This is a genomic window from Streptomyces sp. NPDC039423 (assembly GCF_055598725.1).
This window is the reverse complement of the sequence record NZ_JBVKAH010000005.1, coordinates 505692-528871: the sequence shown is the minus strand read 5'-3', so window position 1 is coordinate 528871 and position 23180 is coordinate 505692. Positions and strand designations below refer to the sequence as shown.

General features: G+C 74.1%; 20 protein-coding genes. 17 read left to right on the top strand and 3 right to left on the bottom strand.

Translation table 11 applies throughout. The features are described 5' to 3' along the window. The first annotated feature begins 7 nt into the window (after positions 1–7). The 3 genes from ACZ7LK_RS19685 to ACZ7LK_RS19675 all read left to right on the top strand — a co-directional run bounded on the left by ACZ7LK_RS19685 (position 8) and on the right by ACZ7LK_RS19675 (position 4025). On the top strand, positions 8–1246 hold the full coding sequence (locus ACZ7LK_RS19685; protein ID WP_392274330.1) for an arginine deiminase: 1239 nt from the start codon (positions 8–10) through the stop codon (positions 1244–1246). A gap of 105 nt (positions 1247–1351) precedes the next feature. After that, positions 1352–2413: an ornithine carbamoyltransferase gene (gene argF, locus ACZ7LK_RS19680; RefSeq protein WP_471142167.1), complete on the top strand. Its 1062-nt coding sequence runs from the start codon at positions 1352–1354 to the stop codon at positions 2411–2413. Positions 2414–2543: 130 nt separating this feature from the next. Beyond that, positions 2544–4025 (top strand): amino acid permease, encoded by a 1482-nt coding sequence (locus tag ACZ7LK_RS19675; RefSeq protein ID WP_469464289.1) that lies wholly within the window; start codon positions 2544–2546, stop codon positions 4023–4025. Here the strand turns inward: ACZ7LK_RS19675 and ACZ7LK_RS19670 are convergent. Beyond that, positions 3997–4419, bottom strand: a complete 423-nt coding sequence (locus ACZ7LK_RS19670) for an ATP-binding protein (RefSeq protein WP_392274327.1) — start codon at positions 4417–4419, stop codon at positions 3997–3999. The genes ACZ7LK_RS19675 and ACZ7LK_RS19670 overlap by 29 nt on opposite strands. Before the next feature lie 403 nt (positions 4420–4822). Here ACZ7LK_RS19670 and ACZ7LK_RS19665 point away from each other — a divergent pair, with 403 nt between their 5' ends. Together ACZ7LK_RS19665 and ACZ7LK_RS19660 are read left to right on the top strand one after the other, a co-directional pair. Continuing rightward, positions 4823–5650: an enoyl-CoA hydratase family protein gene (locus ACZ7LK_RS19665; RefSeq protein WP_392274326.1), complete on the top strand. Its 828-nt coding sequence runs from the start codon at positions 4823–4825 to the stop codon at positions 5648–5650. A gap of 6 nt (positions 5651–5656) precedes the next feature. Then, entirely contained in the window at positions 5657–7987 is a 2331-nt protein-coding gene (locus ACZ7LK_RS19660) for a bifunctional salicylyl-CoA 5-hydroxylase/oxidoreductase (RefSeq protein ID WP_471142163.1), read from the top strand. Here the strand turns inward: ACZ7LK_RS19660 and ACZ7LK_RS19655 are convergent. After that, the gene (locus tag ACZ7LK_RS19655) at positions 7971–8783 is read right to left on the bottom strand and encodes a PaaX family transcriptional regulator (protein ID WP_392274324.1); all 813 of its coding nucleotides are present in this window, start codon (positions 8781–8783) and stop codon (positions 7971–7973) included. The genes ACZ7LK_RS19660 and ACZ7LK_RS19655 overlap by 17 nt on opposite strands. 4 nt (positions 8784–8787) lie before the next feature. Further along, positions 8788–10425, bottom strand: coding sequence for an AMP-binding protein (locus ACZ7LK_RS19650; protein ID WP_392274323.1), 1638 nt, complete (start codon positions 10423–10425; stop codon positions 8788–8790). 97 nt (positions 10426–10522) lie between these two features. Between ACZ7LK_RS19650 and ACZ7LK_RS19645 the strand changes: the two genes are divergently transcribed. From ACZ7LK_RS19645 to ACZ7LK_RS19590, 12 genes are all read left to right on the top strand, one after another. Next, positions 10523–11635: an acyl-CoA dehydrogenase family protein gene (locus tag ACZ7LK_RS19645; RefSeq protein WP_392274322.1), complete on the top strand. Its 1113-nt coding sequence runs from the start codon at positions 10523–10525 to the stop codon at positions 11633–11635. Next, positions 11632–12030: a RidA family protein gene (locus ACZ7LK_RS19640; RefSeq protein ID WP_392274321.1), complete on the top strand. Its 399-nt coding sequence runs from the start codon at positions 11632–11634 to the stop codon at positions 12028–12030. The genes ACZ7LK_RS19645 and ACZ7LK_RS19640 overlap by 4 nt, the downstream gene beginning before the upstream one ends. A gap of 116 nt (positions 12031–12146) precedes the next feature. Continuing rightward, positions 12147–12908 (top strand): class I SAM-dependent methyltransferase, encoded by a 762-nt coding sequence (locus ACZ7LK_RS19635; RefSeq protein ID WP_469464285.1) that lies wholly within the window; start codon positions 12147–12149, stop codon positions 12906–12908. 103 nt (positions 12909–13011) lie between these two features. Further along, positions 13012–15474: a collagenase gene (locus tag ACZ7LK_RS19630; protein WP_471142157.1), complete on the top strand. Its 2463-nt coding sequence runs from the start codon at positions 13012–13014 to the stop codon at positions 15472–15474. A gap of 77 nt (positions 15475–15551) precedes the next feature. Continuing rightward, positions 15552–16724: an NAD(P)/FAD-dependent oxidoreductase gene (locus tag ACZ7LK_RS19625; protein WP_471142154.1), complete on the top strand. Its 1173-nt coding sequence runs from the start codon at positions 15552–15554 to the stop codon at positions 16722–16724. 26 nt (positions 16725–16750) lie between these two features. Continuing rightward, on the top strand, positions 16751–17047 hold the full coding sequence (locus ACZ7LK_RS19620; RefSeq protein WP_392274317.1) for a (2Fe-2S)-binding protein: 297 nt from the start codon (positions 16751–16753) through the stop codon (positions 17045–17047). Continuing rightward, a complete protein-coding gene (locus ACZ7LK_RS19615) occupies positions 17034–18593 on the top strand; it encodes an FAD/NAD(P)-dependent oxidoreductase (RefSeq protein WP_471142151.1) in 1560 nt (519 codons plus the stop codon). Before ACZ7LK_RS19620 ends, ACZ7LK_RS19615 begins: the two co-directional genes overlap by 14 nt. Next, on the top strand, positions 18593–19501 hold the full coding sequence (locus ACZ7LK_RS19610; RefSeq protein ID WP_471142149.1) for a dihydrodipicolinate synthase family protein: 909 nt from the start codon (positions 18593–18595) through the stop codon (positions 19499–19501). The genes ACZ7LK_RS19615 and ACZ7LK_RS19610 overlap by 1 nt, the downstream gene beginning before the upstream one ends. A 1-nt stretch (position 19502) precedes the next feature. Further along, positions 19503–20504 carry a proline racemase family protein gene (locus ACZ7LK_RS19605; RefSeq protein ID WP_392274314.1) on the top strand — a complete coding sequence of 334 codons (1002 nt, stop codon included), beginning with the start codon at positions 19503–19505 and terminating at the stop codon, positions 20502–20504. A gap of 39 nt (positions 20505–20543) precedes the next feature. Then, a complete protein-coding gene (locus ACZ7LK_RS19600; RefSeq protein ID WP_392274313.1) occupies positions 20544–21233 on the top strand; it encodes a GntR family transcriptional regulator in 690 nt (229 codons plus the stop codon). Between the two features lie 635 nt (positions 21234–21868). Beyond that, positions 21869–22936 carry a chitinase gene (locus ACZ7LK_RS19595; RefSeq protein ID WP_392274312.1) on the top strand — a complete coding sequence of 356 codons (1068 nt, stop codon included), beginning with the start codon at positions 21869–21871 and terminating at the stop codon, positions 22934–22936. Between the two features lie 64 nt (positions 22937–23000). Then, positions 23001–23180 (top strand): hypothetical protein, encoded by a 180-nt coding sequence (locus ACZ7LK_RS19590; protein WP_471142144.1) that lies wholly within the window; start codon positions 23001–23003, stop codon positions 23178–23180.

The window sequence follows — 23180 nt, the reverse complement described above, 5'->3', positions numbered from 1 at the left end:
TGGAGTCATGGGATTCCATGTCGATTCCGAGACCGGGCGGCTCCGCCGCGTCATCCTGCACCGGCCCGATCTCGAGCTGAAGCGCCTGACGCCGTCCAACAAGGACGCGCTGCTGTTCGACGACGTGCTGTGGGTGCGACGGGCGCGTCAGGAGCACGACGGGTTCGCCGACGTGTTGCGGGACCGGGGTGTGGAGGTGCACCTCGTCGGGGACCTGCTGCGTGAGGCGCTGGAGGTCCCGGCGGCGAGGAAGCTCGTCCTGGACCGGGTCTTCGACGAGAAGGAGTACGGGCCGCTCGCGACCGACCACATCAGAGCGGTGTTCGACGGCATGGACACCGGCGCGCTCGTCGAGGCGCTGATCGGCGGGATGACGAAACGTGACTTCCTGGCGGGTCACTCCGAGCCGGTGTCCGTCCGCTTCCATGTGATGGATCTGGACGACTTCCTGCTGCCGCCGCTGCCGAACCACCTGTTCACCCGCGACACCTCGGCGTGGATCTACGACGGTGTCTCCATCAACGCCATGCGCTGGCCGGCCCGGCAGCGCGAGACCGTCCACTTCGAGGCCATCTACAAGCACCATCCGCTCTTCACCGGCTCCGACGCGGGCTCCTTCCACCACTGGTCGGAGGGGCAGGACGACTACCCGTCCACCATCGAGGGCGGTGACGTCCTGGTCATCGGCCGGGGCGCGGTACTGATCGGGATGAGCGAGCGCACCACCCCGCAGGCGGTGGAGATGCTGGCCCGCGGGCTGTTCGCGGCCGGCTCCGCCCGTACGATCGTGGCGCTGGACATGCCGAAGCGCCGGGCGTTCATGCACCTGGACACGGTGATGACGATGGTCGCGCACGACACGTTCACCCAGTACGCCGGGCTCGGCATGCTCCGCTCGTACACCATCGAGCCCGGTGACGGGCACCGGGCGCTCAAGGTCACCGACCATCCGCCGCAGCACATGCACAGCGCCATCGCCGCGGCGCTGGAGCTGCCCGCGATCCGGGTGCTGACCGCCACGCAGGACGTGCACGCGGCCGAGCGGGAGCAGTGGGACGACGGGTGCAACGTGCTGGCGGTGGAGCCGGGCGTCGTCGTCGCCTACGAGCGCAACGTCACCACCAACACCCACCTGCGCAAGGAGGGCATCGAGGTGATCGAGATCCCCGGCAGTGAGCTGGGCCGAGGCCGGGGCGGCCCCCGGTGCATGAGCTGCCCGGTGGTGCGCGACGCCGATCCCGGCTAGACCGGAGGCAGCGCCCCAGCGTCCGTCCCCAGGGCGCCCGTATATTAATGTGAAGATTCGTATAGACTTCCACGGTCGCCGTCCCCGGACCCCCAGGAGCGCCCCATGGCCACCGACCTCACCGGCCGCCACTTCGTCAAGGAGCTGGACTTCACCGCCGAGGAGTTCCGCGGCCTGCTCCACCTGGCCGCGGAACTGAAGGCCGCCAAGAAGTCGGGCACCGAGGTCCAGCGGCTGCGCGGCAAGAACATCGCGCTGATCTTCGAGAAGTCGTCGACCCGGACCCGCTGCGCGTTCGAGGTCGCCGCGGCCGACCAGGGTGCCTCCACCACCTACCTCGACGCCGCCGGGTCGCACATCGGCAAGAAGGAGTCCGCCAAGGACACCGCCCGCGTCCTCGGCCGGATGTTCGACGCCATCGAGTTCCGGGGCGACGCCCAGGAGATCGTCGAGGAGCTCGCCGCCCACGCGGGCGTCCCCGTCTACAACGGGCTCACCGACGACTGGCACCCCACCCAGATGCTCGCCGACGTGCTCACGATGACCGAGCACACCGACAAGCCGCTGGAGGACGTCGCCTTCGCGTACCTGGGTGACGGCCGCTACAACATGGGCAACTCCTACCTGGTCACCGGCGCGCTGCTGGGCATGGACGTCCGGATCGTGGCGCCCCGGGCGTACTGGCCGGCCGACGCCGTCGTGGCCCGCGCCCGCGAGCTGGCCGGCGCCAGCGGTGCCCGCCTCACGCTCACCGAGGACATCGCGGAGGGCGTCCACGGCGCCGACTTCGTCGGCACCGACGTCTGGGTCTCCATGGGTGAGCCCCAGGAGGTGTGGGACGAGCGGATCGCGGCCCTCGCCCCGTACGCCGTGACCATGGAGGTGCTGAAGGCCACCGGTAACCCGGGGGTGAAGTTCCTGCACTGCCTGCCGGCCTTCCATGACCTGGGCACCTCCGTCGGCCGGGATATCCACGAGCGCCACGGGCTGACCGAGCTGGAGGTCACCGACGAGGTCTTCGAGTCGGAGCACTCCGTGGTCTTCGACGAGGCCGAGAACCGGATGCACACCATCAAGGCCGTCATGGTGGCCACACTGGCCGGCGCCGGTACCCCCGGGAGCGGCCCCGGTGCCGCCGGCGCCGGGGCGGGTGCCGGAGCGGAATAGCGATACGCCTGATTGGGTGTATATGCGGTGTGGCGGTTAATATCGGGACACATGGTGGGGTTCGGGCTCGCACGCTCGAACCCCACTTCGCATGTGTTCCACGCCACGGCCCAGAGAAGAGAACCACCCCATGCGTCCCAGCGGACCGCTCCGCCTCAAGAGCCCCAGCCAGTTGATCGCCGAGTCCGGTGCGGACCTCGAGGGGCACGGCCTCAAGCGCACCATGGGCCTCTTCCAGCTCGTGTGCTTCGGCGTCGGCGCCATCGTCGGCACCGGCATCTTCGTCGGGCTCTCCGACAGCGTCGCCGAGGCCGGCCCGGCGGTCGTCGTCTCCTTCGTCCTCGCCGCGATCACCTGTATCTTCACCGCCTTCTCCTTCGCCGAGCTGGGCAGCGCCATTCCCGTCTCCGGCAGCTCCTACTCCTTCGCCTACGCCACCCTCGGCGAGCGGGTGGCCTTCCTCGTCGGCTGGTGCCTGCTGCTCGAGTACGGGGTGTCCGTCTCGGCCGTCGCGGTCGGCTGGGGCCAGTACCTCAACGAACTCCTCGACAGCCTGGTCGGGTGGCAACTGCCCGCCGCGCTGTCCAGCCCGCCCGGCGACGGCGGCGTCGTCAACATTCCGGCCGTGGTCGTGATCGGCCTCGCCGCGGTGCTCCTGGTGCGGGGTATCCGGGAGAGCGCCCGTGCCACCGCCGTCATGGCCGTCGTGAAGATCGCCATCCTGGTCCTCTTCTGCGCCATCGCCCTCCGCGCCTACGAGGGGGGCAACCTCGCGCCCTTCGCCACCCACGGCCTGGCCGGGGTCACCTCGGGCGCCTCGGTGGCGTTCTTCTCCTACATCGGCTTCGACGCGATCACCACGGCCGGTGAAGAGGTGAAGAACCCGCGCAAGAACATCCCCCTGGCGATCATGATCTGCATCGGCATCGTGACGCTGCTCTACTGCCTCGTCGCCGTCGCCGCCATCGGCGCACTCTCCGCCGACGAGGTCGCCGACCAGCCGGCCGCGCTCTCCCTGATCGTCGACCGGGTGACCGAGTCGGCCGTGGGCGGGGGCGTCATCGCCTTCGGCGCCGTGGTCGCCATCGCCTCCGTCGTCCTGGCGGTGATGTACGGCCAGACCCGCATCCTGATGTCGATGTCCCGCGACGGACTGATCCCGCACGTCTTCGAGAAGGTCTCCCCGAAGACGGCCACCCCGGTGGCCAACACCTGGATCGTCGCCGGCGTCTTCGCCATCCCGGCCGCCGTCGTCCCCCTCGACGTGGTGCTGAACCTGACCACCATCGGCACGCTCGCCGTCATGGTCGTGGTCAACATCGCGGTCGTCGCCCTGCGCCGCCGCTACCCGGGCACCCCGGGCGGCTTCCGGGTGCCGCTCTACCCGCTCAGCCCGGTGCTGGGCGTCGCCATGTGCCTCTACCTCATGTGGGGCACCGGCTGGACGACCTGGGTGCAGTTCGCCGTCTTCCTGGTCGTCGGCGCGCTGGTGTACGCGCTGTACGGGCGCCGCAACTCGCGGCTCGGGGCGGCGGTGGACGGCCCCGGTGCCGCGGGCGGGCCGGGTGGGCCGGGCGGGTCCGTCACGGGGTCTGGAGCCCCGGGAGCGTGAACCAGACGGCCTTGCCCCGGTCGGTGCGCCGGTGCCCGCAGGCGCCGCTGAGCGTACGGATCAGCAGCAGGCCCCGCCCGTGCTCCTGCCAGGGGTCGGGCGGGGTGTCGTGCTCCGGCACCAGGTCGCCCGGCGGTTCGGGGTCCCGGTCGTGGACCTCCACCCGGCAGCCGCTCGGCAGCAGGCGGACCACCAGCTCTATCGGCCCCTTGCCGGCCGTGTGTTCCACCGCGTTCGCGACCAGCTCGGCCGTCAGCAGCTCCGCCGTGTCCCGGTAGGCCGCCGCGTCCAGATCCGCGAGTGCCGTCCGTATCAGGGCGCGGGCGATGGGCACCGCGGCCGTGGTGTGCGGCAGCGCGATGCGCCAGGAGGAAGGGTCGGGAGCTTCGAGCAAGGCCGGGGTCCGATCGGTGAAGCCGGTTCCATTCGGGAGCAGGGAAGGGGCGGGGACGGGGGAAGCGGGCGCCGGGTCCGCGGCGGGGACCGCGGCACGGCGGGGGAGGGGAACGGGGTGCGGCGGGGGCAGGGCGGTGCGGAGCGGGGTGAGGGGAGCGGCGGGACGTCTGAGACCCGTGAGGTCTGCCCACCACCTTACGTAGGGCGGCCAACCGCACCAGAGGCCCCCGCCCACCCATGGGGAGACCTGTGCCACAGCTGGTACAGGACCTGCGTCGGTCACGGACGGCTGTTACATGGTCACCGCTCAGCGTATCGCGCCTACGTGACGGAAGTCACGTACAAGTGATAGCTTCGAGAGGCAGGCATCCGCGCAGGCAGACCGAGGGAGGCCGCACCTCATGAGCCCGTTCTCCAGCTCCGCGCCCCGCACCGAGCAGTGGCGCCATGTGCGGCTCTCCGTCGACGACGGGGTCGCCACCGTCACCCTCGCCCGGCCGGCGAAGCTCAACGCGCTCACCTTCGGCGCCTACGCCGACCTGCGCGACCTGCTCGCCGAGCTGTCCCGGGAGCGGGCCGTCCGCGCCCTCGTCCTCGCCGGCGAGGGGAAGGGCTTCTGCTCCGGCGGCGACGTCGACGACATCATCGGTGCCACGCTCGCCATGGACACCGCCCAGCTCCTCGACTTCAACCGGATGACCGGCCAGGTCGTCCGGGCGCTGCGCGAGGCGCCCTTCCCCGTGATCGCCGCCGTCCACGGGGTCGCCGCCGGCGCCGGCGCCGTCCTCGCGCTGGCCGCCGACTTCCGGATCGCCGACCCCTCCGCCCGGTTCGCGTTCCTGTTCACCCGGGTCGGCCTCTCCGGCGGCGACATGGGCGCCGCCTACCTGCTCCCGCGCGTCGTCGGGCTCGGGCACGCCACCCGGCTGCTGATGCTCGGCGAACCCGTCCGCGCCCCCGAGGCCGAGCGCATCGGCCTGATCAGCGAACTGACCGGGGAAGGCGGCGCCGACGCCCGCGCCGCCGAGCTGGCCCGCCGGCTCGCCGACGGCCCCGCCCTCGCGCACGCCCAGACGAAGGCGCTGCTGACGGCCGAGCTCGACATGCCGCTCGCCGCCTCCGTCGAACTGGACGCGGCCACCCAGGCCCTCCTGATGAACGGGGAGGACTACGCCGAGTTCCACGCGGCCTTCACCGAGAAGCGGCCGCCCAAGTGGCGGGGGCGGTGACCGGCCGTGCGCGTGGCCGTCATCGGCGGCGGGCCCGGCGGACTGTACGCCGCCGCCCTGCTCAAGCGGCTCGACCCCACCCGTGACGTCACCGTCTGGGAACGGAACGCCCCGGACGACACCTTCGGCTTCGGCGTCGTCCTCTCCGACGAGACCCTCGGCGGCATCGAGCACGCCGACCCCGCCGTCCACGCCGCCCTCCAGGCCGAGTTCGTCCGCTGGGACGACATCGACATCGTCCACCGCGGCCACGTCCTGACGTCCGGCGGCCACGGCTTCGCCGCGCTCGGCCGCCGCCGGCTGCTGGAGATCCTCCACGAGCGCTGCGCCGAGCTCGGCGTACGGCTCCGTTTCCGCGAGCAGGCCCCGCCCGCGGCCGAGCTGGCCCGCACCCACGACCTGGTCGTCGCCGCCGACGGCGTGCACAGCAGGACCCGCGAGGCCCACGCCGACGTCTTCGAACCCCACGTGACCGGGCACCGCTGCCGCTACATCTGGCTCGCCGCCGACTTCGCCTTGGACGCCTTCCGCTTCGAGATCGCGGAGACCGAGCACGGGGTGATGCAGCTGCACGGCTACCCCTACGCCCGCCCGTCGCCCGACCACCACCCCTCGACGAGGCCCTCCGGGCCGCCGCATCACTCCGGCGCCTCCACCGTCATCATCGAGATGCGCGAGGAGGTGTGGCGGGCCGCCGGTTTCGACGAAGCCGGCGAGGAGGAGTCCATCGCCCGCTGCGCCAAGATCTTCTCCGAGGCGCTCCAGGGCCGGCCGCTCACGTCCAACAACTCGTCGTGGACCGCCTTCCGCACCGTCGTGACCGGCCGCTGGTCCCACCGCAACATCGTGCTCCTCGGAGACGCCGCCCACACCGCCCACTTCTCCATCGGCTCCGGCACCAAGCTCGCCGTCGAGGACGCCCTCGCGCTGGCCGCCTGCGTCGAGGAGCAGCCAAGCCTGGACCGGGCGCTGGCCGCGTACGAGGCCGAACGCCGCCCGGTCGTCGAGTCCACCCAGCGCGCGGCCGCCGCCAGCCTCCGCTGGTTCGAGGACCTGGCGGGCTACCTCGACCAGCCGCCCCGCCAGTTCGCCTTCAACCTGCTCACCCGCAGCCGCCGCGTCACCCATGACAACCTGCGGCTGCGCGACGCCCGCTTCACCGACGCCGTCGAACGCGACTTCGGCTGCCCGCCCGGCACCCCGCCGATGTTCACCCCGTTCCGGCTGCGCGGCCTGACCCTGCGCAACCGGGTCGTCGTCTCGCCCATGGACATGTACTCGGCCGTCGACGGCGTCCCCGGCGACTTCCACCTCGTCCACCTCGGCGCCCGTGCCCTCGGCGGCGCCGGGCTCGTCATGACCGAGATGGTCTGCGTCAGCCCCGAGGGGCGCATCACCCCCGGCTGCGCGGGACTGTGGACCCCCGGCCAGGCGGCCGCCTGGCGCCGTGTCACCGACTTCGTCCACCAGCAGTCGCCCGGCACCGCCATCGGCGTCCAGCTCGGCCACTCCGGGCGCAAGGGCTCCACCAAGGTCATGTGGGAGGGCATCGACCGGCCCCTCGACTCCGGCAACTGGCCCGTGGTCGCCGCCTCCCCGCTCCCGTACCGCCCCGGCGTCAACCAGGTCCCGCACGCACTGCACCGGGCCGCGCTCACCGACATAAGGGAGGAGTTCGCGGCCGCCGCCCGGCGCGCCGCCCGCGCCGGCTTCGACCTGCTCGAACTGCACTGCGCCCACGGCTACCTGCTGTCCGGCTTCCTCTCCCCGCTCACCAACCGGCGCACCGACGCCTACGGCGGCTCCCTGGCCGGGCGGCTGCGCTTCCCGCTGGAGGTCTTCGACGCGGTACGCGCCGCCTGGCCCGGCGAGCGGCCCATGACCGTCCGCATCTCCGCCACCGACTGGGCGCCCGGCGGCACCACCGCCGAGGAGGCCGTCGAGATCGCCCGCGCGTTCGCCGAGCACGGCGCCGACGCCATCGACGTCTCCACCGGCCAGGTCGTGCCCGACGAGCGCCCCGAGTACGGCCGCTCGTACCAGACGCCGTACGCCGACCGGATCCGCAACGCGCTGAAGGTCCCGGTCATCGCGGTCGGCGCGATCTCCTCGTGGGACGACGTCAACTCGCTGCTGCTGGCCGGCCGCGCCGACCTGTGCGCCCTGGCCCGCCCCCATCTGTACGACCCGCACTGGACCCTGCACGCCGCCGCCGAACAGGGCTACGAGGGCCCCGCCGCCCCCTGGCCGGCCCCGTACCGCGCCGGCAGCCGCACGCCCCCGACGGGCCGGACCGACGCGCCCAAACCCCGGCTCTCGCTCACGCCCCGCGCCTGACGAACCCCTCGCCGGTGTCCCGCAGCAGCCCGTGCAGCCCGCCGAACACCGCCGCCGCCCGGCCGCCCGGCCAGCCCGCCGGGAGCAGTTCCGCCGGCAGGCCCGGGTCGGCGTACGGCAGGCGGCGCCAGGAGTCCAGGACGAGCAGGTAGTCCCGGTAGGCCTCCTCCGGGGACGGCTCGCGGGTCGACCAGGCGCGCAGCACCGGCTCGTGGAGGTCGAGGAACTCCTCGTACAGCTTGGCGATCGCCGCCAGGTCCCACCACCGGCCGACCGCCTCCGCGGTCGCGGCGAACCCCAGGTGCTCGCCGCGGAACAGGTCCACGTACGGGTCGAGCTGGAGCCGCTGGAGGGTGTGCCGGGTCTCCTCGTACAGCGCGCCGGGTGCGATCCACACCCCGGGGGCCGCCGTCCCGAACCCCAGCCGGCCCAGCCGCGAGCGCAGCAGGTGCCGCTTGTGCCGCTCCACCTCGGGCACCGAGAAGACGGCGAGCACCCAGCCGTCGTCCTCGTGCGGCTCGCCCGCCGCGTAGATCCGCCGGTCACCGTCGTCCAGAAGCTGGCGCGCGTCGTCCGACAGCGCGTACCCGGCCGCCCCGCCGGGCGTGCGGCGCGGCTGGAGGAGCCCGCGGCGCTTGAGCCGGGAGACGGAGGAGCGGACGGACGGCGCGTCCACGCCCAGCACCGCCAGCAGCCGGATCAGCTCGGCCACCGGCAGCGGGGCGTTGTCGGGCGTCCGCCCGTACGCGCCGTACAGGGAGACGATCAGGGAACGCGGGGTGTGCTGCTCGGCCACGTGATCACTGTACGGGCGGGTCCCCGGGCGTGTCCTGGGCGCGCAGCCGGAACCGTTGCAGCTTCCCGGTGGCCGTGCGCGGGAGCGCGTCCAGGAACACGATCCGGCGCGGGCACTTGTACGGGGCGAGCCGGTCCTTGACGAACGCGCGCAGCGTCTGGGCCGTGGTGTCGTCGCGCGGCAGCCCGTCGCGCAGCACCGCGTACGCCACCACGATCCGGCCGCGCACCTCGTCCGGGTGGCCCACCACGGCGGCTTCCACCACGTCGGGGTGGGCCAGCAGGGCCTCCTCGACCTGGGGGCCGGCGATGTTGTAGCCGGCCGAGATGATCATGTCGTCCGCGCGGGCGACGTAGCGCAGGTAGCCGTCCGGCTCGCGTACGTAGGTGTCGCCCGTGACGTTCCAGCCGTGCCGGACGTACTCGCCCTGGCGCGGATCGGCCAGGTAGCGGCAGCCCACCGGTCCGCGCACCGCCAGCAGCCCCTCCTGCCCGTCCGGGACGGGCTCGCCGGAACCGTCCACCACGCGCGCGTGCCAGCCGGGAACGGGCACGCCCGTGGTGCCGGGACGGATGGCGTCGTCGGCCGCCGAGACGAAGATGTGCAGCAGCTCGGTGGCGCCGATGCCGTTGATCAGGCGCAGCCCGGTGCGCTCGTACCAGGCCCGCCAGGTGGCCGCCGGGAGGTTCTCGCCGGCCGACACGCAGCGGCGCAGCGAACTGGTGTCATGGCCGTCGAGGCCGTCGAGCATCACCCGGTAGGCGGTCGGCGCGGTGAAGAGCACCGTGGGCCGGTGCCGGGCGATGGCGGGCAGCAGTTGCCCGGGGCCCGCCTGTTCCAGCAGCAGCGCCGAGGCGCCGGCCCGCATCGGGAAGATCACCAGGCCGCCGAGCCCGAAGGTGAACCCCAGCGGGGGACTGCCCGCGAACAGGTCGTCCGGCCCGGGCCGCAGCACATGCGCGGAGAACGTGTCGGCGACGGCCAGTACGTCGCGGTGGAAGTGCGCGCACCCCTTGGGGCGTCCGGTGGTCCCGGAGGTGAAGGCGATCAGGGCGACGTCGTCGGCGGCCGTGGCGACCGCCTCGTAGGGTTCCGGGTGCCGGGCCGCCAGGCGCAGCAGGTCGTCGGGCGCCTCACCCCCGTACGCGGTGATCCGCAGCCCGGGCACCTCCGCCTTCACCAGGTCGTCCACCGACCGTACGTCGCACAGGGCGTGGCCGATCCGGGCCATCTCGCACATGACGGCCAGCTCGCCGGCGCGGGTCTGGGCGAGGACGGTGACGGCGACGGCGCCCGCCTTCATCACGGCCAGCCAGCAGGCCGCGAGCCAGGGCGTGGTGGGACCGCGCAGCAGGACCCGGTTGCCGGGCACCACGCCCAGGTCGTGGGTGAGGGCGTGCGCGATGCGGTCGACCCGGCCGCGCAGCTCGCCGTAGCTCCAGACCCGGCCGGCGCCGTCCCGGAAGACGGGCCGGTCCGCGCCGAAGCGCTCGATCGTGCGGTCCAGCAGTTCGGTGCCGCAGTTGAGCCGGTCGGGGTAGCGCAGCTCGGGGAGGTCGAAGACGAGGTCCGGCCACTGCTCGCGCGGCGGCAGGTGGTCCCTGGCGAAGGTGTCACGGTGGGCCGACGGCGTGAGCTCCATGGTTCGCCCCCTTGGCGTGGTGGGAACGCTCATCGAGCGTATCGTTCATGTGACGACAGTCAACGGCCCGCGATAGATGTCTTTTGAGGGGGCATGAATGCCCGTATTCTCGCTCGAACCGGCACAGATCGCCTGGTGTGCCGAGCTGCGTGCCCTGGCCGCCGAACGGCTGCGGCCCCTCGCCGAGAAGGGCGAACCGGGCCGGGTCAACCGCCCGCTGGTCGCCGCGCTCGGCGAGCTGGGGCTGCTGGAGCGCCTCTTCGGCGCCGGGGCGCTGGAGCTGTGCCTGATGCGCGAGTCGCTGGCCCGGGCCTGTACGGAGGCGGAGACGGCCCTCGCCCTCCAGGGCCTGGGGGCCCACCCGGTGGCCACGTCCGGCACCCCGGGGCAGCGGGCGCGCTGGCTGCCGGAGGTGACGGCGGGCCGGGCGGTCGCGGCGTTCGCGCTCAGCGAGCCCGGCGCCGGCTCCGACGCGGCCGCGCTGGCGCTGGAGGCGGTGCGGGAGGGCGACGGATGGCGGCTGGCCGGGGAGAAGCGGTGGATCTCCAACGCCCCCGAAGCCGACTTCTACACCGTCTTCGCCCGCACCACCCCGGGTGCCGGGGCGCGCGGCGTCACCGCCTTCCTCGTCCCCGCCGACCGTCCCGGGCTCACCGGCAGCCGGCTCGACATGCTGTCCCCGCACCCCATCGGCGCTCTCCACCTCGACGGCGTAGCGGTGGGCCCCGACGACGTCCTCGGCGAGGTGGACCGGGGCTTCCGCGTGGCCATGACCACGCTCAACCTCTTCCGCCCCAGCGTCGGGGCGTTCGCGGTCGGCATGGCCCAGGCCGCCCTGGACGCCACGCTCGCCCACACGGCCGAACGGCAGGCCTTCGGGGGCGTACTGAAGGACCTCCAGGCCGTGTCCCACCAGGTCGCCGAGATGGCCACCCGTACCGAGGCGGCCCGCCTCCTGGTGTACGCGGCGGCCGCCGCCCACGACGCCGGCGCCCCCGACGTGCCCAAGCGGGCCGCCATGGCCAAGCTGCTGGCCACCGAGACCGCCCAGTACGTCGTCGACGCCGCCGTCCAGCTCCACGGCGCCCGCGCCCTGCAACGCGGCCACCTGCTGGAGCACCTGTACCGGGAGGTGCGGGCGCCGCGCATCTACGAGGGCGCCACCGAGGTCCAGCGGACCGTCATCGCGAAGGAGCTGTACGCCACATGAGCCTCGAACGCGTCAACCCGGCGGACCTGTCCCCGCCCACGGGGTTCTCCCACGCCGTCGTGGCCACCGGCTCCCGGCTGGTCCTCCTCGCCGGGCAGACCGCCCTCGACGGGGACGGGCGGGTGGTGGGGGAGACCCTGCCGGACCAGTTCGCGACCGCCCTCGGCAACCTTCTGGCCGCCCTGGAGGCGGCCGGCGGCACCCCCGCCGACCTCGCCCGCGTCACGGTCTACGCCACGGACGTCGCCGACTACCGGGCGCGGGCCGCCGAACTGGGCCGCGTCTGGCGCCGCCTGGCGGGCCGTGACTACCCGGCCATGGCGGTGGTCGGCGCCGTCCGCCTCTGGGACGAGCGGGCCCTGGTCGAACTCGACGGGATCGCCGTCCTGGACTGACCCCGGGCCGGGCCGGGCGGGTGCGGCGGCGGGGAGGGCGGCCGGAGGGCCGGGGGCCGGACGGAACGGGCCGGTGGGGGACCGGCGTTGTCAGTGGCGTCCGGCACCATCGGAGCATGACCATCGCACGCACCGCAGCCGCCGACGCGGCGACCACCGCCGCTCCCCCCGCGGCGAGCACCGCCGACGCCACCACCGCCACCACCCCCACGGCGACCACCGCCGACGTCACCGCCGCCGTCACCACCTACTGGGACACCGCCGCGGAGTCCTTCGACGACGAACCCGACCACGGCATGCGCGCCGCCCCCACGCGCGCGGCCTGGGCCCGGCTGGTGCGCTCCTGGATACCGTCCGGTCCGGCCGACGTCCTCGACGTGGGCTGCGGTACGGGGTCGATGTCGCTGCTGCTGGCGGAGCGCGGGCACCGGGTGACCGGCGTGGACCTGGCGCCGCGCATGACCGGGCGGGCGCGCGCCAAGTTCGCCGCCGCCGGCCTGGCGGGCCGTTTCCTCACCGGCGACGCCACGCACCCGCCCACGGGGGAGGAGCGGTTCGACGTCGTGCTCTGCCGCCACCTCGTGTGGACCCTGCCCGACCCGGAGGCGGCCCTGCGGGACTGGGTGGGCCGGCTGCGGCCGGGCGGGCGGCTGGTGCTGGTCGAGGGACGCTGGCGCGAGGCGGCGGGGGGCGCGGTGCCGTACGTGGCCGGTGCCGAGAGGCTGCCCTGGCGCGGCGGGATCGGTGCCGAGGCGCTGGTGGCGGCGGTGCGGCCGCTGGTCGGCGGGGAGGTGCGGGTGCAACCGCTCGACGGGGAGCCGGACTTGTGGGGAGGGCCGGTGGACGACGAGCGGTACGCGCTGATCGCGGACGTCTGACGCGGCGGCACCCCGGCGGTCGTGCGCTCCGACGGCCGCCGGGGCCGGGGCGGGCTCCAACTCCGGTGTGCGCGAAGGGTTGTCAGTGCAATGTCACATTACTATGTTGCACGTCACACGGCGGTGGCATGCACCCTTCAAGGGGCGCGACCGCGCCGTTCACGCACCGCTGCACGGACCACTCCCCACCTCCCACACAGGAGCCCAGGTGTCCCAGCGATCCATCAGTCATCCCCTGCGCAGAGCCCTCGCGGCGGCCGTCGTCACCGTGACGGCGCTCGGCGCGACGAGCCAGCTCGCCCCGGCGGCCCGGGCGTCCACGCCGCAACCGCGCCCGGCCGCCACCACCACCGCCCCGGCCGCCACCGCGCTCGCCGCCTCGCCGGCCACCGCCGGCGGCCCGCACGACGAGGTCGAACGCCTCGCCAGGGCCCCCAGGCGGGCCGTGCCCCCGGCCCCCGCCCCCGGCGGCCGGACCGCCTTCCGGACACCGGGCCCGCAGACGCCGGCCGGCCCGGCGTCCCCGGCGGTCGCCGACACCGCTGCCTGCACCCTCGACCATGTCACCCGCCTGGGAGCCGAGCGGTTCGCCGACTTCCTCGCCGACCCGGCCGTCACCGCGGACGGCTGCCTGCGCGACCTCATCTGGACCTGGGACGCCCGGCTCGCCCCGGTCATGTCCGACGCCCACGTCCAGGCCGTCTCCCGCCGCGTGACCACCCTCGCCGCCACCCACGACGGCAGGAACGGCAGCCACCTGCTGGAGATGCTCACCTACCTGCACGCCGTGGCCTACCACGACTTCTCCCGCGGCGAGATCGACGTCACCGACCCGCCCACCACCGAGGCGATGCGCCGCGCGACGTACGCCTACGGCACCGCACCCCGCTCCTTCGACGTGACCCGCACCAACGCCGAGTCGCTGCGCGAGGCGCTCTACGCGGGCAGCGCCCCCGGGCTGCGCCACTCCCAGCTCGACCTGATCCGCAAGGTGCTGGCCACCATGGACCGGTACCACACCACCACGTACAAGGACCCGGCCTGGGGCGGCGCCGCCCTCGCCGCGCTGTCCGTCAACTACCTGGGCGTCTACCCGGGCAACAAGGACACCGCCTTCCACACGCTCGTCGCGCGCAACACCGCGTACCGCGACGCCTTCCGGAAGTTCTCGGCCTACACCCACCTCAAGGGCACGCCCAACGAGTGGGTGGTGCGCGACGCCCTCGCCGAGTACGGCCGCTTCGGGCAGGTCGCGCCGCTGACCGGCACCGTCATACCCGACCTCGGCGCGCTGCTCGCCCCCGTCGCCCGCGACTTCGGCCGGGGCGGCGCCCCCTGGGCCCGGCTGGCGTCCTGGCTGAACTTCTACGATGCGTGCAAGCCCTACGCCGTCTGCAAGGACGACATCGAGCGGGAGATCTTCCCCGGCACGTACCGCTACGACAACGCGGCCGTCAAGGTCCGCACCGGCCTCGACCGGGCCACCGTCGACCAGCTCTACTACGCGGGCAAGCAGGTCAAGGCGCAGTTCCACCGGGTGCTGGGCACCGACCGGCCGCTCGCGGGCGACACCAACACCGCCCTCACCATCGTCCTGTACGCCTCCCGCGCGGACTACGAGAACTACCATCCGCTGCTGACCGGCATGGACACCAACAACGGCGGTGTCTACATCGAGCGCGGCGCCACCTTCTACACCTACCAGCGCCGCGTCCCCCAGGACTCCTCGCTCACGCTGGAGGAACTGTTCCGGCACGAGTACACGCACTACCTCAACGGCCGCTTCGCCGTGCCCGGTTACTTCGGCGAGGGACCCTGGTACGAGGCGGACCGCACCACCGCCATGGACGAGGGAACGGCCGAGTTCTTCGCCGGCGCGACCCGTGACGACGGGGTCGCCGCCCGCAAGTCCCTGGTCCGGAGCGTCATCGCCGACACCGCGAACGGCCGCCCCCGGATGAGCGTGGACCAGTTGCTGCACGCCACCTACGAGGGCGACGGCTTCCGTTTCTACGCGTACGCCGGCACGTTCTTCACCTACCTGTGGACGGAACGGCCCACCCTGCTGCGGGAGATGTACCGGCACCTGCGCGCCGACGACCCGGCCGCTTTCGACGCCTGGCGCGACCGGCTGGGCCGGGACGCGGCGGTGCAGCGCGCGTACGACGCCTTCCTGGACGCCCGGATCGCCGAGGTCGACGACCTGTTCGTCCCCGACACCCGGTACACCCCCAACGACCGGCTGCGGGACGCCACCGCCGAGGGCGTACGCGCCTCCTTCGCGGCGGCCACCGCGGCCACCCCCCGCTGCGTCGACAACGGCGACCCGGGGACGCGGCGGTTCGTGTGCACCGGCCGGGTCACCGCCCGCCTCGGCGACGCCGGTGACGCGGACCGGGTCTTCCGGGACATGTCCGAGACGGTCGACCACTTCCTGCTCGACCGGTCCGCCACCGCCTCCACCAACCTCGCCGACATGAACTGCTCCTTCGGGGAGGTGGAGATCTGGTCCGACCGGTCGGCCGGGACCTCCGACTATGTCTGCGAAGGGCCGCTCCGAAGCTGAACAGGCCCTGAACGGACGCGGATTCGGCCCCGTGCACCGGTCTGTACAGCGGCAGTAACATGTGAAATATTACTGCCGTGCCCACGAGACACGTGAGTCATTCGCCGGACGCCGTGATCATCGGTGCCGGGGTCGTCGGAGCGGCCTGCGCGTACTACGCCGGCCGCGCCGGCCTCCGCGTCACCGTCCTCGACCGCGGTCCCGTCGCGGGCGGCACCACAGGTGCCGGAGAAGGCAACCTGCTCGTCTCCGACAAGGGGGCGGGCCCCGAGCTCGACCTCGCGCTGCTGTCCACCCGACTGTGGCGCGAACTCGCCGACACACTCCCACCGGAGACCGAGTACGAGCCCAAGGGCGGTCTCGTCGTCGCATCGGACGAGACCGCCCTCACCGCACTGCGGAGCTTCGCGGACGGGCAGGTGAAGGCGGGCGTCGAGGCGCACGAGATCCCCGCCGACGGGCTGCGCGACCTGGAACCGCACCTCGGCCCCGGCCCCGCCGGGGGGTTCCACTACCCCCAGGACGCCCAGGTCCAGCCGGCCATGGCCGCCGCCCAGCTCCTCCGGGCCTCCGGCGCCGACGTCAGGCTCGGAGAAGAGGTCACCGCCGTGCTCACCGCCCCCTCGGGCGCCGTCCGGGGCGTCCGCACCGCGCACGGCGACCACCACACCCCCGCCGTGGTCAACGCCACCGGCACCTGGGGTGGCGCGCTCGCCGCACTGGCCGGTACGCACCTGCCCGTCCTGCCCCGGCGCGGCTTCGTCCTCGTCACCGAACCCCTGCCGCCGCGCCTGGTGCGCCACAAGGTGTACGCGGCGGACTACGTCGCCGACGTCGCCAGCGACTCGGCCGGCCTCCAGTCCTCCGCCGTGGTCGAGGGCACCCCCGCCGGGACGGTCCTCATCGGCGCCACCCGCGAACGCGTCGGCTTCGACCGGACACTGTCCACCGAGGCACTGCGGCGACTCGCCGCACAGGCCATCGCCCTGTTCCCGTTCCTCGGCCGCGTCCGGGCCATCCGCGCCTACCACGGCTTCCGCCCCTATCTGCCCGACCACCTCCCGGCCATCGGCCCCGACCCGCGCGTCCCCGGCCTGTACCACGCCTGCGGACACGAGGGCGCGGGCATCGGCCTCGCCCCCGCGACCGGACTGCTCGTCGCGGCCGCCCTGTCCGGCGGGCGACCGGCCCTGGACGTCCGGCCGTTCCGCCCCGACCGCTTCGACGACACGGAAGGAGCCGCCCGGTGAAGGTCCGCCGGTTGAGGAACCGCCCGGTGAAGGTCCGCACATCCCGCGCGACACCCGCCCCGTTCCCGTTCACCTTCGACGGGCGCCCCGTCACCGCCCTGCCCGGCCAGTCCCTCGCCGCCGCGCTGTGGTCGGCGGGCATCCTCTCCTGGCGCACCACCCGGCGTGGCGGCGCCCCGCGCGGCGCGTTCTGCGGGATCGGCACCTGCTACGACTGCCTCGCCACCGTCAACGGCCGCCCCAACCAGCGCGCCTGCCTCCTGCCCGTCCGCCCCGGCGACACCGTCACCACCCAGGAGGGCACGGGCCATGCCCCCCACTGACCCGGCGGGCCGTGCCCGCCGCGTGCCCGCCACGCCGGCCCCCGCCACGCCCCGGCCCGCCACGCCGGCCCCCGACACGCCCGCCCCCGGAAGGCCCATCACCGGAACGCCCGCCTCCGCCGCCCCCGCCACGTCCGCGCCCGCGACACCCGCCGCACGCCCCGGCGTCGTCGACCTCGCCGTGGTCGGGGCCGGGCCCGCCGGGCTCGCCGCCGCCGTGACGGCCGCCGGACTGGGGCTGGAGGTGGCCCTGCTGGACGCGGCCGAGCGGCCGGGCGGGCAGATCCACCGGCACCCCGCCCCCGGGCTCGGCGCCGCCCCACGGGCCGTCCGCCGCCTGACCCGGGGCGTACGCGGGGTCACCCACCTGCCCGGTCACCACGTCTGGACCGTCGTGCGCGACGGGGACACGGACACCTGGCTCCTGCACGCCGTCGCGGGCCCCGAGGAGGCCCCCGCCACCGTCCGCGCCCGCGCCGTCCTCCTCTCCACCGGCGCGTACGAACGCCAGCTCCCCTTCCCCGGCTGGACGCTGCCCGGGGTCGTCGGGGCGGGCGGCGCCCAGGCGATGCTCAAGGGCGGCCTCGCCCTCCCCGGCGCGGGGGCGTTCCCCGCGCGCCCGGAGCCGGGAGCCCGGAGGAGGATCGTCGTCGCGGGCAGCGGGCCCCTGCTGCTCGCCGTCGCCACCACCCTGGCCGCCGCCGGAGCCCGCGTGCCGGCCCTCGTCGAGGCGGCCGACTACACCGCGTACGCCCGGCACGTCCCCGTCCTCGCGCGCAACCCGGCCAAGCTCGTCCAGGGCGCCCTGCACGGCGGTGCCCTCCTCGGCCGCGGCACCCGCCTCCTCACCCGGCACGCGGTCACCGCCGCCCACGGCACCACCCGCGTCGAGGCGGTGACCGTCGCGCGGCTCGACGCCGACTGGCGCCCCGTCCCCGGCACCGGCCGCCGCGTCCCGTGCGACGCCCTCGCCGTCGGCCACGGCCTCGTCCCACAGCTCGAACTCGCCACCGCACTCGGCTGCGCCACCCGGCGCACGCCCGACGGGACCCCGGCCCTGGAGGTGGACGCCGAACAGCGCACCTCCGTACCGGGCGTCTGGGCGGCCGGCGAGACCTGCGGCGTCGGCGGCGCCGAACTCGCGGCCGCCGAGGGGGAGATCGCCGCGCACTCCGTCGCCGGCGCCCGGACCGCGGCCGTCCTCCGGCAAAAGCGCCGCCGCGACCGCCTCCGCGCCTTCGCCGACGCCATGGCCGCCGCCCACCGGCCCGGCCCCGGCTGGACCGACTGGCTGGACGGCACCACCGAGGTGTGCCGCTGCGAGGAGGTCACCGCCGACGAGATCCGCACGGCCGTCACCGACCTGGGCGCCCGGGACGCCCGCACCGTCAAGCTGCTCACCCGCGCCGGAATGGGCTGGTGCCAGGGCCGCACATGCGGCCAGGCCGTCGCCCGCCTCGCGGGCGGGGACCCGGCGCCGGACCGGCGCCCGCTGTCCTGCCCCGTACCGCTCAGCCGACTGGCACAACCACCAGGAGCCGAATGATGGACCGCACCCCCGACCACCGCACCTCCCCCTGGCACGGCGTCATGGTCGCCACCGCCCTGCCGCTGCGCGACGACCTCACCGTCGACTACGACGCCTACGCCGAGCACGTCGCCCGGCTCGTCGCCCAGGGCTGCGACGGCGTCGTCCCCAACGGCTCGCTCGGCGAGTACCAGACCCTCACCGACGACGAGCGGGACCGGGTCGTACGGGTGGCCGTCGAGGCGGCCGGCGACGGGGCCCGGGTGATGCCCGGCGTCGCCGCGTACGGCAGTGCCGAGGCCCGCCGGTGGGCCGACCGCGCCGCCGAGGCCGGCTGCGGCTCCGTCCTGCTGCTGCCGCCCAACGCGTACCGCGCCGACGCCGCCGCCGTACGCGCCCACTACGCCGAGGTCGCCCGGGCGGGCCTTCCCGTCGTGGCGTACAACAACCCCTTCGACACCAAGGTCGACCTGTCCCCGTCCCTCCTGGCCGACCTGCACGGCGACGGCAGCATCGTCGCCGTCAAGGAGTTCAGTGGCGATGTGCGCCGCGCCTACGAGATCGCCGAACTCGCCCCCGATCTCGACCTGCTGATCGGCGCGGACGACGTGCTGCTGGAACTCGCGCTGGCCGGCGCCACCGGCTGGATCGCCGGCTACCCCAACGCGCTGCCCGCCGCGTCCGTGGCCCTCTACCGCGCCGCCGTCGCCCACGACCTGGACACCGCCCTGCCGCTCTACCGGGCCCTCCACCCCCTGCTGCGCTGGGACTCCAGGCCCGAGTTCGTCCAGGCCATCAAGCTGTCCATGGACGTCGCCGGATACCACGGGGGACCGTGCCGCCCCCCGCGCACCCCACTGGACGAGGCGCGAGCGGGCACCGTCCGCGCCGCCACGGAGAAGGCGCTCGCGGAAGGACTCGCCTGACATGCGGACCCGGCACGCCTACCACGCCGTCGACTCGCACACCGAGGGCATGCCCACCCGCGTCATCACCGGCGGGATCGGCACCGTCCCCGGCGCCACCATGGCCGAGCGGCGCCTGCACTTCATGGAGCACCTCGACCACGTACGCACCCTGCTGATGTACGAACCGCGCGGCCACGCCGCCATGAGCGGCGCGATCCTGCAACCGCCGACCCGGCCCGACGCCGACTTCGGCGTCCTGTTCATCGAGGTGTCCGGGCTTCTGCCGATGTGCGGGCACGGCACCATCGGCGTCGCCACCGTCCTGGTCGAGACCGGCATGGTGCCCGTCACCGAACCGGTCACCACCGTCCGCCTCGACACCCCGGCCGGGCTGGTCTCCGTCGACGTCCGGGTCGAGGCCGGCGCCGCGACCTCCGTCACGCTCACCAACGTCCCCGCCTTCTGCGCCGCCCTCGACCGCAAGGTCCAGGTGCCCGGACACGGCACCGTCACCTACGACCTCGCCTACGGCGGCAACTTTTACGCCTTCGTGGGCCTGGACGCCCTCGGGCTCCCCTTCGACCGCGCCCGCAAGGACGACCTCCTCGCGGCCGGGCTCGCGGTCATGGACGCCATCAACGCCACCGACCGGCCCGTCCACCCCGAGGACCCGTCCATCGGCGGCGTCAAACACGTCTACCTGGCCGCCCCGGGGTCCGACGCCGTCCACTCCCGGCACGCCATGGCCATCCACCCGGGGTGGTTCGACCGTTCACCGTGCGGCACCGGCACCTCCGCCCGCATGGCCCAGCTTCACGCGCGCGGCGAACTGCCGCTCGGCCGCGACTTCGTCAACGAGTCGTTCATCGGTACGCGGTTCACCGGACGCCTCACCGGGGAGACGACGGTCGGCGGCCTGCCCGCCGTCGTACCGACCGTCAGCGGCCGCGCCTGGATCACCGGCACCGCCCAGTACTACCTCGATCCGGCCGACCCCTTCCCCGGGGGCTTCCTCCTCTGATCCCCTACGATCCCGACGACGACTCCCGGAGGCAGCCCCATGGCCGGCCAGCACCTGAAGAACCTCCTCACCAGCCAGGAACGCCTGCGCGACCAGGTGGCGCACGCGCTGCGCGCCGCCCTGATCGCCGGTGAGCTGCAACCGGGCACGGTCTACTCCGCCCCCGCCCTCGCCGCCGACTTCGGCATCTCCGCCACGCCCGTGCGCGAGGCGATGCTGGACCTGGCCGGCGAGGGCCTCGTCGAGCCCGTACGCAACAAGGGCTTCCGCATCACCGAGGTCAGCGAGCGCGACCTCGACCAGTACACGGAACTGCGGGCGCTGATCGAGGTGCCCACCGTCGGCGCCATCACCGCCCGCGCCGACCGCGAGCGGCTGGAGGCGCTGCGGCCGGTCGCCGAGGAGATCGTGACCAGCGCCCGGGAGAACGACCTCATCCGCTACCTCGACGCCGACCGGCGCTTCCACCTCTCCCTGCTCGCCCTCTCCGGCAACGACCGGCTCGTCGAAACCGTCGGGGACCTGCGCAAGCGCGCCCGCCTCTACGGGCTGACCGCCCTGGCCGAGCGCGGCCTGCTGGTCGCCTCCGCCGAGGAGCACCACGAGCTGCTCGACCTGATGCTGGCGGGCGACGCGGTCAAGGCCGAGGCCTGCATGGCCCGGCACCTGGGTCACGTGCGCTCGCTGTGGGCCGAGTCCGGCGACCGGCCCGGCCGGACCCACCCGTAGGACGGCCGGACCCACCCGTAGGACGGCTGGCCCCACCCGCAGGACGACACCCGTCCGGATCCACCGGGCCCGTACCGGAACCGCCGTTTTCCTGCCTGATCACTGAAAATCGTCCATAAAAGTACGAAAAATCATGCTTCACACCTTGACGGCCACGCGGAGGTGTGACGAGGGTGGGAAGCAGAGCGACCCGGACCACGAGGGCCACGCACCGCCCGCCTCCGGGACCGGTCGATCGGGAAGGGAAGCGCGATGGCCTTCCGCACCAGCAGGGCGTCCGTGCCCGTGCCGCACCCGCTGCGGCGCGCGACGGACTGGCCCGCCACGCTGCGGACCCACGGCCCCGACGACCGGCGCCGCACCCCCCGATCCCACCCCGCCCGGCGGGCCTCCGACCGTCTGACGTCCGCCCCTGCCCCCGTACGCCGCGTCACCGTCCCGTACCGCCCGGCCGCCGCGCGGCGACGCCGGCGGACCCGGTCCGCCGCACCGCGCCGGCCCGGCGGGCGCCGCGACGGCGGTCCGGCGGGGCCGGACGGCCCCGGCAGGCGGTTCCCCCACGTCACCGACCCCTTCCCATGCCCTGTCCCGGCGTCGCGCCGGACAGGGCATGACGCGTCCCCGGGCGGGCCGTCGTGACCGCCCCCGGCCCCGCCCCGCCCCCCGGCACCCGCCCCGGACCCGACCGCGGACGCAACCGCACCCGCCCCGGTGCCTCCCGCCGGAAGCGGGCCGTCGTCCTCGCCACCGTGGCCGCCCTGGTCGCCGGCGGCGCCTTCGCCACCCTCGCCCTCACCGGCGACACCGGCCACACCCCGTTCGCGCCCTACGTCCAGACCCAGCGGAACACCGTCCCCGACCTGACCGGCCTGGCCGAGAAGACGGGTGTCAAGCGGTTCCACATCGGGTTCGTCATCGCCGCCGACGGCCGCTGCGAGCCCAAGTGGGGCGGCCGCACCGCCCTGGACGCCGCTCCCATCGCCCGGCAGGTCGACGACCTGCGGGTGAGCGGCGGCGAGGTCCGTGCCTCCTTCGGCGGGCAGGCCGGTACGGAACTGGCTCTGGCCTGCCGGTCGGTCGACGCCCTGGAGGACGCCTACCGCCAGGTCATCGACATCTACGGGCTCACCGACGTCGACTTCGACATCGAGGGCACCGACGTCGTGTCCGACACCGCCGCCAACACCCGCCGCTCCCAGGCCATCGCCCGGCTCCAGAAGAGCCACCCCGGCCTGGACGTCACCCTCACCCTCTCCGTGACCCCCCGGGGCATGCCTCCGGAGAACGTGGAACTCCTGGCCGAGGCCGAGCGGCAGGGCGTCTCCGTGTCGGCGGTCAACATCATGGCGATGCACTACGGCCCCTCGTACCGCGGGGACATGGGGACGTACGCCGAGCAGGCGGCGACCGCCAGTCACCGCCAGGTGAAACGCGTCCTCGGCATCAAGGACGACGACAAGGCGTGGGGCAGGCTCGCCGTCACCGCCATGATCGGCGTCAACGACGGCTCCGGCGAGGTCTTCACCCTCGAGGACGCCGCACAACTGCGACGCTTCGCCGACGACAAAGGTCTCGCGTGGTTGTCCGTCTGGTCGGTCAACCGCGACCGGCAGTGCCCGGAAGGGACCCCCGTGGACACGCCCCACGACTCCTGTTCCGGCGTGCCACAGAAGGACATGGCCTTCATCCGGGCCTTCGGCTGACCCCCAGATTGCGGCACTGATCATGAAAGCGCGCACTCGGCAGACGGAATCACACCCCGTATTCGTGGACGAGTCGGGACGCCGGGCCCGCTTCGTCTGGGCCGTCGGGATCCTCGTCGCCCTCGCCTGCATCGCCTTCGCGGCCCTGCTCGCCCTCGCCCTGGTCGCCACCGGTGACGCCGACCTCGCCCCCAGCGGTGTCCTGCTGCCGGCGGCGGACACCCCCACCGTGGCCGTCCGGTGA